This window comes from Paenibacillus sp. FSL H8-0034, assembly GCF_038000305.1.
Lineage (GTDB): Bacteria > Bacillota > Bacilli > Paenibacillales > NBRC-103111 > Paenibacillus_S.
The window spans coordinates 5,921,060-5,934,601 of sequence record NZ_JBBOBS010000001.1 but is presented as its reverse complement, the minus strand read 5'-3'; the positions used below and the strand labels follow the sequence as shown (position 1 = coordinate 5,934,601).

Annotated in this window: 15 protein-coding genes; 9 read left to right on the top strand and 6 right to left on the bottom strand. The window is 44.9% G+C overall.

Annotated features, from left to right (window positions below; all coding sequences use genetic code 11):
- Positions 1 to 111: 111 nt before the first annotated feature.
- From NST47_RS26810 to pfkA, 4 genes are all read left to right on the top strand, one after another.
- A complete protein-coding gene (locus tag NST47_RS26810; RefSeq protein WP_341157858.1) occupies positions 112 to 429 on the top strand; it encodes a hypothetical protein in 318 nt (105 codons plus the stop codon).
- 123 nt (positions 430 to 552) lie between these two features.
- Entirely contained in the window at positions 553 to 1,155 is a 603-nt protein-coding gene (locus NST47_RS26805) for a hypothetical protein (RefSeq protein WP_341157857.1), read from the top strand.
- Positions 1,156 to 1,198: 43 nt separating this feature from the next.
- A complete protein-coding gene (locus NST47_RS26800; RefSeq protein ID WP_341159760.1) occupies positions 1,199 to 2,224 on the top strand; it encodes a tetraprenyl-beta-curcumene synthase family protein in 1,026 nt (341 codons plus the stop codon).
- Positions 2,225 to 2,253: 29 nt separating this feature from the next.
- Positions 2,254 to 3,222, top strand: a complete 969-nt coding sequence (gene pfkA, locus NST47_RS26795) for a 6-phosphofructokinase (protein WP_341157856.1) — start codon at positions 2,254 to 2,256, stop codon at positions 3,220 to 3,222.
- 82 nt (positions 3,223 to 3,304) lie between these two features.
- On the opposite strand, the gene NST47_RS26790 is transcribed toward pfkA, so the two are convergent.
- Positions 3,305 to 3,748, bottom strand: coding sequence for a peroxiredoxin (locus NST47_RS26790; RefSeq protein WP_341157855.1), 444 nt, complete (start codon positions 3,746 to 3,748; stop codon positions 3,305 to 3,307).
- Positions 3,749 to 3,973: 225 nt separating this feature from the next.
- Here NST47_RS26790 and NST47_RS26785 point away from each other — a divergent pair, with 225 nt between their 5' ends.
- Positions 3,974 to 4,519 (top strand): NADPH-dependent FMN reductase, encoded by a 546-nt coding sequence (locus tag NST47_RS26785; RefSeq protein WP_341157854.1) that lies wholly within the window; start codon positions 3,974 to 3,976, stop codon positions 4,517 to 4,519.
- A 25-nt stretch (positions 4,520 to 4,544) separates the two neighbouring features.
- Positions 4,545 to 5,219, top strand: a complete 675-nt coding sequence (locus NST47_RS26780) for a uracil-DNA glycosylase (protein WP_341157853.1) — start codon at positions 4,545 to 4,547, stop codon at positions 5,217 to 5,219.
- Positions 5,220 to 5,883: 664 nt separating this feature from the next.
- Here NST47_RS26780 and NST47_RS26775 read toward each other — a convergent pair.
- On the bottom strand, positions 5,884 to 7,080 hold the full coding sequence (locus NST47_RS26775) for a putative glycoside hydrolase (protein WP_341157852.1): 1,197 nt from the start codon (positions 7,078 to 7,080) through the stop codon (positions 5,884 to 5,886).
- Between the two features lie 131 nt (positions 7,081 to 7,211).
- Between NST47_RS26775 and NST47_RS26770 the strand changes: the two genes are divergently transcribed.
- On the top strand, positions 7,212 to 8,369 hold the full coding sequence (locus NST47_RS26770) for an MFS transporter (protein WP_341157851.1): 1,158 nt from the start codon (positions 7,212 to 7,214) through the stop codon (positions 8,367 to 8,369).
- A 72-nt stretch (positions 8,370 to 8,441) separates the two neighbouring features.
- Here the strand turns inward: NST47_RS26770 and tatA are convergent, their stop codons facing one another.
- The 4 genes from tatA to NST47_RS26750 all read right to left on the bottom strand — a co-directional run bounded on the left by tatA (position 8,442) and on the right by NST47_RS26750 (position 10,552).
- Positions 8,442 to 8,666, bottom strand: coding sequence for a twin-arginine translocase TatA/TatE family subunit (gene tatA, locus NST47_RS26765; RefSeq protein ID WP_076229198.1), 225 nt, complete (start codon positions 8,664 to 8,666; stop codon positions 8,442 to 8,444).
- A 118-nt stretch (positions 8,667 to 8,784) separates the two neighbouring features.
- Positions 8,785 to 8,979, bottom strand: a complete 195-nt coding sequence (locus NST47_RS26760) for a hypothetical protein (RefSeq protein WP_076229199.1) — start codon at positions 8,977 to 8,979, stop codon at positions 8,785 to 8,787.
- 124 nt (positions 8,980 to 9,103) lie between these two features.
- Positions 9,104 to 9,970, bottom strand: a complete 867-nt coding sequence (locus tag NST47_RS26755) for a DUF4247 domain-containing protein (protein ID WP_341157850.1) — start codon at positions 9,968 to 9,970, stop codon at positions 9,104 to 9,106.
- A gap of 48 nt (positions 9,971 to 10,018) precedes the next feature.
- Positions 10,019 to 10,552, bottom strand: coding sequence for a DUF4178 domain-containing protein (locus tag NST47_RS26750; RefSeq protein ID WP_341157849.1), 534 nt, complete (start codon positions 10,550 to 10,552; stop codon positions 10,019 to 10,021).
- Between the two features lie 293 nt (positions 10,553 to 10,845).
- On the opposite strand from NST47_RS26750, the gene NST47_RS26745 reads away from it, so the two are divergent.
- Together NST47_RS26745 and NST47_RS26740 are read left to right on the top strand one after the other, a co-directional pair.
- Positions 10,846 to 12,471, top strand: a complete 1,626-nt coding sequence (locus tag NST47_RS26745) for a DEAD/DEAH box helicase (RefSeq protein ID WP_076229201.1) — start codon at positions 10,846 to 10,848, stop codon at positions 12,469 to 12,471.
- 127 nt (positions 12,472 to 12,598) lie between these two features.
- Positions 12,599 to 13,465 (top strand): YesL family protein, encoded by an 867-nt coding sequence (locus tag NST47_RS26740; protein ID WP_341157848.1) that lies wholly within the window; start codon positions 12,599 to 12,601, stop codon positions 13,463 to 13,465.
- Positions 13,466 to 13,542 lie beyond the last annotated feature (77 nt).

Sequence of the window (13,542 nt, the reverse complement as noted above, 5' to 3'; positions counted from 1 at the left end):
ACGATAACTCAATGCGAAAATTTGTCTATTGCCTCTGGCAGAAGGAAAGGGGTTCATGGTACATTAGTGTACATAAAAACATCTCTATTGCATGGAAAGGTGTTGTTCCGTATGGCTTGGAGCTTTATAACCGATGAACGCCTCGGTATTCCGCTGCCACACTTTGATAACGATTGGGAAGACTATTCGGAGGAAGAACGTTCGATTATTTTACTGCGCTGGGAAGAAATACGCGGTACGATACCTGATCATATAAAAAGGCTGGAGCAAATCATCATTAAGAAGCAAAATCATCTAAATGTAGAGGATAACTTTAAGCTGTCATGTCAGCTTAACTCCGAAATTGCCGAATTGGCGGGTACAATTAATGAATTGAACCTATGGTTTAGAGTCAATCAGGACGTTGCGACCTCCGCTGCGCATCATTGAAGGCAGGTAAATAGGATTCATTTTGCCGATTCGGTTTATTTATGGTGGGCATTGCCGATTCTTTATATTATAATGTAGGGTATGGGTTTCGACTGGAATCAAGTTAAGGAAGGTGGAAATGTTTTGTCGTGGACAGAAGGAGTAAGTAGATTGTGGCTTGTGTTAAAAGAACATCGGCCATCGCTCTATCCTACGGAGGAGTGGGATGATCTGCTGGATATCAAAATTGCGAAGCTGTCGAAGGAAGGCACGAACACGGATCAATTAACTTACGTACATGCCGTTCAGTCGGGTTTGCACTTGTTGAATGAAAGCTTGGACAAGTCACACACGCTCTCGCAGGATATTCACAATACCACAGGGAGCTATTGGCATGGGATCATGCATCGGATGGAGGGCGACTACAGCAATTCGAAATATTGGTTTCGTCAGGTAGGGGATCACCCTGTATTTGCTCTATTACTTCAACAAGTGAAAGAGATTTACCGACAATCCCATGCAGAGTATGAATCCATTGGCAGCGATAACCTGAAGGGCCGACTGGACAAACTCGTTTCGGGCTCGTCATGGGACCCTTACGGTTTTGTCGATCTGGTTCAGCAGCAGGTAACGGTAGCAAGGGATGACAATGCTGAACAGCTTTTGCAGCATATCCAATGGATTGAAATCAAGCTCCTGCTGCAATATTGCTATGATAAGAGTGGAGGAACAGCTTTTGATTTTTGAAGCTGGCCGCACACGGCTCGCCCCACGCCATCCCATGCAGTTGATGCTGCGTATGTATCGCTATGTGCTTCCGGAGGTTCAGGAGCAGCTTCGGTATTGGCGTAATAAGGCTGAAGCTATGCCCGACCAGGAGTTAAAGAAGCAAGCACTTGACAGCTTGACAAGCAAACAATTTCATTGTCAAGGCGGAGCGGCATATGCGACTGCCAATATGCCTATGCGTCATGTATTAATTCCGTTGATTATTGCGTTTCAGACGATCAGTGACTATCTGGATAATTTGTGTGATCGAAGCACCTCGCTGGACCCTCAGGATTTTCGCAGGCTCCATCAATCGATGCTTGATGCTGTTAATCCGGCTCAGCCACTCCATGACTATTATGCATATCGAACGGAACAAGAAGATGGCGGTTATTTAAATGAGCTTGTCAAAACATGCCAGGCAAGTATTCGCATGCTTCCCTCCTATGCGCTGGTCACTGATTCGGTGCTGAAATGGGTTGGATTGTATTGTGATTTACAGGTGTACAAGCATATTAGGCAGGACCTCAGAGAGCAGGCGCTGGCGGAATGGTGGGGGCAGTATGAGAGCAGCCATAAGGACATTAGCTGGAATGAGTTTGCTGCGGCAACAGGCTCCACTTTAGGTGTGTTTATGATGTTTGTGGCAGCTTCAGAATCAAACTTAACGCTCCGGTTTGTTGACATTATCCAGGAAGTCTATTTTCCTTATATTTGCGGCTTACACATTTTACTTGATTATTTGATTGACCAGCAGGAGGATCAGCTTGAAGGCGATTTGAACTTTTGCAGCTATTATGCGGATATGGAACAAACCGTAGATCGTATAGCTTCGTTTGTTATTGAAGCCAGAATGAGAACCAAACGGCTGATCAACCCGGCTTTTCATCAGATGATAATTGAGGGACTGCTCGCGCTCTATTTGTCAGATCCGAAGGTTAGTAAACAGAGACAGGTGAAGGCAATATCGCGAAAATTAATGAAGGGAAGTCCTTTGACGAGGCTTTTCTTCTTTGCAAACAGCATACTGGTTCGTAAAAGATACTAATTGTTCATTTCCTAGGGAGGAAACCATACATGACAGTCAAAAAAATAGCAGTGCTTACAAGCGGTGGAGATTCACAAGGTATGAATGCAGCGGTCCGTGCGGTCGTGCGCAGCGGGCTTTATCATGGATTGGAGGTATATGCAGTCCAACGGGGCTATGCCGGCTTGATCAATGATGATATTCGTCAAATGGATCTTAGAAGCGTAGGAGATATTATTCAACGCGGCGGAACCATACTGCAAACAGCTCGATGTAAAGAATTTATAACACCTGAAGGTCAGCAAATGGGTGCCGACAACCTAATGAAAAGAGGAATTGACGGTCTTGTCGTCATTGGCGGCGATGGCTCTTATCAAGGTGCGAATAAGCTGAGCAAGCTTGGAATTAAAACAATGGGGCTTCCAGGAACGATTGATAACGATATTCCTTTTACCGATTATACAATCGGATTCGATACAGCAGTTAGTATTGTCGTAGATGCGATCAACAAGCTGCGTGATACGATGAGCTCTCATGAACGTTCTTCGATAGTTGAGGTTATGGGACGTTATTGCGGAGATATTGCCTTGTATGCCGGTCTGGCAAGCGGTGCAGAAACGATTCTGGTGCCGGAGGTTCCATTTGATTTGGATGAAATCTCGGATCGGATGGAAACGAACTTCAAAATGGGCAAACGTCACAGTATCATTATTGTTGCCGAAGGCGTATGTAAAGGCGAAGATATTGCCAATGAGATTTCCAGACGCAAGGATTCGATTGAACCGCGTGTAACCGTACTTGGCCATATCCAACGTGGGGGAGCGCCTACGCATAATGACCGTATTCTGGCCAGCAGCCTTGGAGATTTTGCGGTAAGAATGTTAATCGAGGGTGAGTCCGGCAAAGGCTGCGGAATTATCAAGGGTGAGCTTACGATTACTGATATCGAAAAAGTCGTTAATACCAAAAAACAGTTCAACATGGAGTTGTACGAGCTGGCTAAGCGCTTGTCCCAATAATCTATACGTCGAAAAAGGCAGTTCCCTTCCAAAGAAGAGGACTGTCTTTTTGTTTGATGATCGATATATCAATCTGAGTTATTTATTTGGTTTGCTGCAGCTTCAGTGCATCCAGAATTTCCGCTGTCGGCCGATTTCCCTTTTTGGCATACACGATGATTCCGTCCTTGTCGATTACGAAAACACAGCGCTGCTGGCCAAGGAGAAATACTTTACCAACATCATACAAATGACGCACCTGGTCTCCCTGATCGCTAATTAACGGAAAATCATATCGAAACTTTTGAGAAAATTGTTTGTGCTCAGCTAGTGAACCTGGGTTTACTCCCACTACCAATGCATTGTACTCGGCATACTCGGTTTTGGAATCGCGAACAGCACACAATTGTTTGGTGCAAATCGGCGTCTCATCCTTAGGGTAAAAAATCAGCACAACAGGCTGTTTGCCAAAATAATCGCTCAGGTGCAACGGACCTTGTGTACTCTCAGCGTTAAAAGACGGTGCTTGTTGTCCAATTGCCAGCATGGAGCTTCATCTCCTTTAAGTAGATCTTCTGCTATTGTAACGATAAACAGAAATGACATGCAAGTTTTGAGCCCGTTTGCTCAAGCAAATTCTTAGCCGTACTTTCCTATATATCGGACTTTTTAGAATAGTAGATTATAAATAAATAAGCAACCAAAGATTGACCTCGTTATTTGAGTGTACTAAAATGTATGAAAACTAGATGATTAAGGGAGATATCATTACATGACAAAAATTGCTATCATTTCAGGAAGTAATCGTAAACAGGCAACAACTACACAGCTATGCCGACATTTGGAACAAGTGTTGGAGAATAAAGGATGTCAAGTTGTTTTTCTAGATTTGTACAGCTTACCGTTACCGCTCTATTCACCCGATGTCGAATGCGATGACGCGAATCTTGCCATATTCAAAAATGGTCTGAATGAAGCGGACGGCATTATTTTGGCAACACCTGAATACCACGGTGCACCATCCGGTGTGTTAAAAAATGCGTTGGATTATACGGGGTTTGCCCAATTTGACGGGAAAGTGGTGCTATCGGTGAGCTCGACTGGTGGTCCTGTAGGAGTAAGCTCCCTGCAGCAGCTGCAGACGATCGTGCGTAATGTACATGGCATCAACTGCCCGGAATGGATTTCCATTGGTGGTGAGAACCGTATCTTTACACCTGAGGGTGAACCAGCCAATCAGAAAACACGTGAACGTGTACTACATACGCTGCAATATTTTGTGAAAATGGTCGAAACTTTCAGTTCGATCAAGCAATAACTCAAGCTTGGGGTGAAATCAGCTAATGACCATATTAAGCAATGACTGGGCCGAGCAGCTTGCAATTGAATTTGAACAACCGTATTATCTGGAGCTGCGCCAATTTTTGAAGCAGGAGTACAGCACACGAACGATTTATCCGAATATGCATGATATTTTTAATGCGCTGCACTATACGCCTTATGCAAAAGCCAAGGTAGTTATTCTCGGTCAGGACCCTTACCATGGACCTGGACAGGCTCACGGGCTAAGCTTCTCGGTAAAACCGGGGGTGAGACAGCCACCATCGCTGCAAAATATGCTTAAGGAGCTGCGTGACGATCTTGGCTGCACGATACCGAACAATGGATATTTGGTTCCTTGGGCCGATCAGGGGGTATTGCTGCTTAACACGGTTTTGACTGTACGGGAGGGCGAGGCCAATTCGCATAAAGGCAAAGGCTGGGAACGCTTCACGGATCAAATTATACGCAAGCTTAACGAGCGTGAGCAGCCGCTGGTATTTATCCTGTGGGGCAGTAATGCTCAGCAAAAGACTCAGCTCATAACGAATGAGCGTCATTTCATACTGCGTTCTGTACATCCAAGTCCTTTGTCCGTACACAGAGGCTTTTATGGAAGCAAGCCCTATTCGAAAACCAATGACTTTCTGCGAAGTATAGGCCAGACAGAGATCGATTGGCAGCTTCCGAACTTATAATTTCATTAAAATATTATCCACTATAACCCGTGTGTAACGACGAAAAGAAGGCCTTGCGTCAGCAAGACCTTCTTTTGCATACTTTTTAATCCGAACTAAAACCACCCCATCCAAAGTCAAGCTTGTCCCGGAGGGGCCAAAGCGCCCCGAGAACACTAAAGTCCGAACTCCAGCCCTCACACCCAAAGTCAAGCTTGTCCCGGAGGGCCAAAGCGCCCCGAGAATACTAAAGTCCGAACTCCAGCCCTCACACCCAAAGTCAAGCTTGTCCCGCAGGGGCCAAAGCGCCTCGAGAACACCAAAGTCCGCGCCCCATCCATCGCACCTAAAGTCAAGCTTGCCCGGGGGGCCAAAGCGCCCCGAGAACACCAAAGTCCGAACTCCAGCCCTCGCACCCAAAGTCAAGCTTGTCCCGGAGGGGCCAAAGCGCCCCGAGAACACCAAAGTCCGCGCCCCATCCCTCGCACCCAAAGTCAAGCTTGTCCCGAGGGGCCAAAGCGCCCCGAGAACACTAAAGTCCGAACTCCAGCCCTCGCACCCAAAGTCAAGCTTGTCCCACAGGGACGATAAGCGCCCCGAGAACACCAAAGTCCGCGTCCCACCAATGGGAGTCCAGAGGGCAACGCCCTTTGGGGCCCTCCCTAGCAGGGAGGGTTTGGGAGGGTTATTCCCCTAAGTAGTTGACATTCCCCGTATACGTATTGACTGCATTCCATAATAAATATTCTTCCACACCGTTATCCTTTAACGCTCTAATTTGCTCATCCAGCTCATGCTTGCCGTATTTCACATAACCTTTAACCCACGACGCTGTGAAATCCTGAATCCACGGTCGGACAATCGGCTTTAAATTGAGCGCTTGGATCGGCTCCAATTTCTTGGTTGTATCCTTCATGGCTCCATTGATCGTTTGGTAAGGTGCAGCATCCGGCACATTGGAGCCGTACCATCCGGTACTGTAATGACTTGGATAAATCATCGGACTTATCACGTCTACATTTTCCGAAATTTTCTCAAAATCCTGACCGATACCTTCAGCGGCTGGAACGGCTGCCGCGTAGCCAAAAATATCAACGGATACTCTCACGCCAAGAGGAGTCAGCTGTTCTCTGGCATATTTAACGAATTCGGATACAGCATCGATTCTTGAACGCTCATCCTTGTCATACTTTAAGATGTCAGCACGTTTTTCGAAGCCCTCAGGGAAACGTACGTAATCAAATTGAATTTCTTTAAAGCCAGCTTTAGCCGCTTCTTTGGCAATGTTAATATTATAATCCCAGACTTCTTTGCTATACGGGTTAACAAAGCTTTCCTTACCATTACTCCATAGGGTGCCGTCCGGGTTTACAAATGAAAGCTCAGGTCGTTTTTTGGCGAGCACCGTATCCTTGAAAACTACGATTCTAGCAATTGGATAGATTTGATGCTCTTGCAGTGTGCTCATGAGCTTCGGCATATCCGCAATAATTTTTTGAGTGGATTCCAGAGCTTCAAGCTCGGGATTTCCTGTCGGATAGGTAATATATCCCCAATCGTCTTTGATATCTATGACCATCGAGTTCAGTTCGGTGTCATCCATCAGCTTCAGAAGCGTGCTCATCCGCGCACCGGCAGCACTATGAGCTGTAACATATACGCCTTTTACCTTCGGGGCTTCCTTTTGCGGGTCTACCTTGTTCACAGGGCGCAAACGGTCAGCTGTTGTGTTTGCATTTGCTGATGCCTGTGGTGAAACTTGCTGTACAACTGCATTTTTCGAATCAAGTGATGCCTGAACGAGCTGATCAAAGCTTACGTCAGGATGATCTGCACCAGTTTGACTCATCATCATTAATAATGAAGTTAGTAATAATTCCATGGTTGCCTAATCTCTCCTTGCCAGAATGATATTTTCTATTATAATAGAGAAGCTTGGTGCATCATAGGGAAAAATAACGGATTGTGTTGAATTTTCGGATATAGTGACATATTACCCAAAGGATAGGTGTTATGAATAAACAAATTTGGACACTGCGCGGCCTTAACTTAACCTACTATGCAACTTCAGCTGTCCTGATGCCTTTTCTTCCTCTTTATTTTGGCTTAAAAGGTTATTCTTCATCACAAATCGGTTTGCTGATGATGGTAGGTCCTTTCGTGGCCATATTCGCGCAGCCGTTGTGGGGTTATTTAAGTGACCGCTATAACACACTCAAATTTATTATTTTCGGATTATGGGCCTTGACGGTTGCTTCTAGTGTAGGGATCTTTCAGACGGACGCTTATGTTTGGGCGTTTGTTTTTATGTTGATGCTTTATTTCTTTATGCTGTCAGCAGTGCCGCTGCTCGACAGTATGACAATCAAGGGGGCTGCCCACAATGGGAAGTCGTACGGATCAGTAAGACTGTGGGGCTCCATTGGATTTACGGCAGCGGCAGTTATATCCGGTTTTATTCTTGAAGCACTGGGTGGGGTGCAGCATATCGCCTGGCTTTATTGGGCTGCCTGGATATTGCCGTTGATTTTGCTGCTGTTTTTGAAAGACGACAAAACAAGCGGCAAAAAAATTTCGCTAAAAGAAGTAGGCAGCATCGTGAAGAATCGTCCCTTTCTCTGGTTTTTACTGTTGATTTTCATATTGATGGTTCCTCACCGGATGAATGACGGACTATTTGTGCTTTATTTGAAGGATCTTGGGGGGAGCGACTCGATGGCCGGGTGGGGATGGGCTATAGCTGCTGTTGGCGAGATACCTGCATTTGCCCTGCTGAGCAGATATATGAATCGCTATCACGAAATGGCGCTGCTCGGTGTTGTGTCCATTCTGTATACCATACGCTGGCTGCTGTACGGCTGGATTACGGATCCAACAGCGCTGATGTTTATGCAGATAATGCATTCGATTACTTTTGCGGTTTTTTGGATTGTGGCTCTGCAGTATGCAGTTCGATTGGTGCCGGAGGAGATGCGTTCGACGGGATTAGCTCTTTTTTCAGCAGTTTTTTTAGGGCTGGCAGGTATTACTGGAGGTTTTGTAGGTGGTTACATCAAGGATATGTGGGGTGGGCAGTGGATGTATGTACTGGGTGCTTGTATGACGGCTTTAGCTGCAGTACTTTTCCTTGGGACCCACGTTATTACGCTGAGAGCAAAAAAAACCAACTGATTCCTTGAAATCAGCTGGTCGTATAAGTCTTCGTTGAACGTTCAACGAAGCTTTTTCTAATTCAATTCGTCATTATTTGGTATGCTGATTGCTGGAATCCTGGGTGACCTCATGCAGCTCTTTTTTCGGGGTTGGTGTCGTTTCATCTGAGGAAGACCCGTTACCGGAAGTTGCCTCTTTGAATTCGCGAAACATTTTTCCGAAGCCGCGACCTAATTCAGGCAATTTATTGGGTCCGAACAGCAGCAGTGCAACAAGAGCGATTAATATGATATGCCATGGAGATAAAGCTCCCACGTAATACACCTCCGATTTTGTTTAACAAACCTATCATAACATGTTTTTATTATATCATAGCAGTCATTTATTACGAAACCATAACAATTTCTGCATAATCCAAAATAAAGACGCCCCCTTAATGGAGAAAGGCGTCTTTTTGTTGTTCCGAAATACTGTGTTGAATGATTTCCATAGCATCTCCCGCTTCCAACGCTTCAATCCCATTCCTAAGTACAATCTCAAATTCGAGCTCGGACCTTGTCAGGAAAGGATACAACTCGGGAGTCAATCTCATCACGATCGTCGATAACTTCACTGTTTCCACAAGCAACACCCTTCCTCGTCTTATTTGAGAAGATCAGGTTTGACTTACGATGAACAAAGGTAAAGCTGAAGATATGAATGAGATTACTCTTTTATTATAGCACAAGGAAACTAAATAGAAATGGTTAAAATTACTTCTTTTTAAAAGACCCCGAGCGTGTGCTCGTACTGGGTTTTGAGCTGCTTGAAGATTTGTTGGATGAAGTAGAGCCGTCATTTTTCCTGATATTGCTGCTTTTCGATGATGTAGACGGTTTTGTTGATGTCGAACCAGATGACTTCGATGAAGATGAAGGGCTTGTAAAGCTGCCCTTGTTATTCGATACAGATGGTGCTGTCGTTTTACCTGGTTCAGGCGTTGTTGGCTTCGGGCTGCTGTTCGAGCTATTGTTGGAAGATGGAGCCGGCGCAGCAGGTGTAGTTCCAAAGCTTCCTTTGCGATCTGTCGTTGTCGGTACAGGAGTCGATTTGGGTGAGGCCTGCGGCTTGGCTGCTGGTTGTTGATATTTGCCATAATCATCATAACGCTGGGTCGTTCGGTAACCCTTGTAATCAGAACCTGAACGATTTCCGCTAGACCAGCCGCTTCCAAGTAATGATTGCAGCACCGAAGCTGCTACGTACCCTTGAAGAAAGGATGAATCATAGTTTTCTTTGGCGTATTCAATGCTGTCGATTTCAACTAAAGTGGTATTTTCTTTGTTAGGATCCTTTTGTACATTGATAATTCTACTATTATAAACAAGGAACATTTGATCTAATGATTCCTTGCTCATTTCCTTTGGTTTTTCATTGGCTGCAATCTCGTTAGATACCGTAGGAACGTCCTTGCCTTCTACGGAATAAACCTTGGCTGTGGTTTTACCTTGACCTTGAACATCAACAAGCGAATAATTATCTTTTACAAAGTTACCCGCATCGCTGCAGCCTACGAGCAAAGGAAATATAAGTGAAAAAACGAGAACGATAGCTAACCACGAAACCCGTCTTTTATTCAAAAAGCATCACTCCTCCATACGGTGGTAAGTACCGTATTGTACCGCCTGCTAGCGGCTGCCTTTCATAAATTTGATTTGTCCTGCCGGTGTTTTGGTGCCTTCCATCGCAACAAACTTACCATCCTGCCATTGCAGGAAGAAATATTGTCCGTCCGGTCCAAAGTATCTCCAGAGCATGACCTCTTCACTGCCGCGAAAATCAGTGTTCCCCTCTATTCGAACCAGGTCACTTCGCTGGCTTTCCAGAGTGTAAGTGATACCCCCATTAACTTCCAAGGAGGTTGGAACATCATTCGGACTGTCCAGAGCCCCTTCAACGAATTCGCATATAAAGCATTCATACGTGCGGCCTTTCTCGACCAGCAGGCAGGAAATGGTGTTGCCATTTTGTAAATAATAAGCTATCCGATGGGGAGGGAAGCCGCGGTCAAAATAAATCTGCTTTCCCGATACAATATACTCCTCAAGGTCAACATTCACAATGTCACCAACCACAGTGTCCTCCATCGGATTGGATGCCTGCACAGGAGGTTGTTCCTTTTGGCTCTTCAGAATAGAGCCGACTCTTTTCCAAATCGACATGAGCAATTTCTCCTTTATACAACCTTGAATAAATAACAACTTAACCAACATTATAACTAATGTATACGACTAAGAGGTAGTGCAGGTTTCAAACGGGTTATTATTATTCATGGTCATCTGAAATTTCTGGAATATTTTTAGAGTTTATGGTACAATACTAAAGATATTCTTAAGTACGGCCTTGCGTATGTAATTACGAATGCTTCGGACGCATTTTATAGATACAAAAAAGGATATAGGAGTCGCACTTAAGGGTATATACAAACAACACCCTAAAAGGAGAATGAAAACATTTGAAAAATTTTAGTGAATTCGGCTTGGACCCAACGGTATTGCGTGCCATTACAGAGATGGGCTTTGAGGAATCGACACCGATTCAAGAAAAAGCTATGCCTATCGCAATGGACAATCGCGATTTAATCGGCCAAGCGCAAACCGGTACAGGGAAAACGGCAGCATTCGGTATTCCATTAGTAAACAAAATCGACGTTAAAGAAGACAGAATCGTCGCTTTGATTATGTGCCCGACTCGTGAGCTGGCCATACAGGTTGCAGAAGAAATCGAAAAGCTTGGCAGATTCAAGGGCATTCGCTCTTTGCCAATCTATGGCGGTCAAGATATCGTGAAGCAAATTCGTGCTTTGAAAAAAAGACCGCAAATCATTATCGGTACACCTGGACGGTTGCTTGATCACATCAACAGAAAAACAATCAAGCTGGATGACGTACAAACGGTTATCCTTGATGAAGCAGACGAAATGCTGGACATGGGTTTCATGGAGGACATCCAGTCCATCCTGAAGCTGGTACCTTCGGAACGTCAAACGATGCTGTTCTCAGCAACAATGCCAACCAACATCCAAAGATTGGCACAACAATTTTTACGCAATCCAGAGCATGTATCTGTGATTCCTAAGCAAATGAGTGCACCTTTGATCGATCAATCGTACATTGAATTGCAGGAAAGACAAAAATTCGATACTTTGTGTCGTTTGATTGACATGGACTCACCTGAATTGGCCATCATATTTGGACGTACAAAACGCCGGGTTGACGAATTGGCAGAAGGCTTGCAAAAACGCGGCTATACAGCAGAAGGTTTACACGGTGACTTGTCACAAAATCAGCGCGATAATGTAATGCGTAAATTCCGTGACGGAAGTATTGATGTATTGGTAGCTACCGACGTTGCAGCTCGTGGTCTGGACGTTTCCGGTGTTACTCATGTAATCAACTTCGATTTGCCGCAGGATCCTGAAAGCTATGTTCACCGTATCGGTCGTACAGGTCGTGCAGGTAAAGAAGGCGCAGCTTACACCTTCGTTACACCAAGAGAAATCGACCACCTGAACTTTATCGAGAAATTGACTCGTCAAAAGATCGCCAAGAAGCCAATGCCAAGTATTGCTGAAGCTATCGAAGGCAAGCAAAAAATGACAGCTGAGCGTATCCTGGATCTGTTGGACAAAGACGATCACAATGAATATAAAGGCCTGGCTATTCAATTGCTGGAGCAGCACGATTCCGTTCACCTGTTGGCAGCAGCATTGAAATTGTTAACTGGCGACAAGAAAGAAGTCAATATTGAATTGACTCCTGAAGAGCCGTTACGCGCCAAGAAGAGAAGACAAGATGTACGCAGCTCCGGACGCAAGCCGACTGGCAGCTACGGTACAGCAGCTGGCGCTCGCAGCGGTGGCAGCGGCAGACCTTATGATCGTTCTTCTGGTTCCAGTAGTGGCGGTTCGAGACCTCCACGCAGTGGCAGCAGCGGCGGTGGAAGCCGTGACTACTCCTCACGTGAAGGTCGCGACAACCGTGGCAGCAGCAATCGCAATGAAGGCCGTGATTATGGTCGGGATCGTGGTTTTAACCGCACCACATCTGCTCGTCCCAATGAAGATCTTGTGAAAAACTAATGCTCTCGAGGTGAAGCTTGCGTTTCAAGCTTCACCTTTTGTTTTGCTACCTTCCAATGCTAAAATAAGCTATAATATACGATATACGAATTTTTCAGTTACGCATATGAACGAGGAGGGCATTGTTTTGGAATTTAGAGGTATCATGGGAGGGTTTTACCGTATATCGGAATGGATTATGCGGTTATCTGTTATTAACGTATTATGGGTAATATGTGCGCTTCCCTTTTTCCTGTTAGGTCTGCTTTTATTGCAAACGGAATCGTTGGATCAGTTGATGTCGACTTTGATTCTGATTGCCATTGTATCGCCGTTTACCTTGTTTCCTTCGACCGCTGCGATGTTTGCCGTTGCTCGGAAATGGTTGACTGGCGAAGAGGATGCACCTTTATTAAAAACCTTTTTCAGAGGTTACAAAGAGAACTTCGTACAGAGCATGCTGGGTGGTATTGTGTATGCTTTAATCGCAGTCATCCTGTATACGAACTTTAAATTTTACGGTAGTCAGACAGGAACCTTTGGAGTTTTAAAATTTTTAGTGTTGACGCTTACAGCTTTAATTGGAGTTTCGTTCTTTCATTTCTTTTCGATCATTAGCCATTTGCACATGAAATTTTTTCAAGTCCTGAAAAATGCGGTATTGATTTCGATCGGGCATCCGATTCGTTCTTTGTCGATGATCATTTGTAACGGATTTGTGGTGTATATCAGCTTTACACAATTTACTTTTTTAATCCCATTCTTTATGGGAAGTCTAATCGCGGTTATTTCGTTTTGGCACTTTAATCTCATATTCGGCAAGCTGCAAACCAAGCAGCAGGCTTTGGAGGAGAAAGCTGCTGAGGAAGCCGAGGAGGCTGCTCGTAAAGCGAATGCTGAGTCGGGTGTTGAAGCACTGGGAGCATCAGAGAATGATCAGGATAGCCGTTTACTGCCGACGATTAACCTGGATAAAAAAGACTCGGAAGAAGAAAACAAAACGGATAAACCATAACTATCCTGACCTGGATATAATCAATGCGAGACTGAGGTTTACAATTATGCCTCAAAATCATATAATAAGGGTACAAA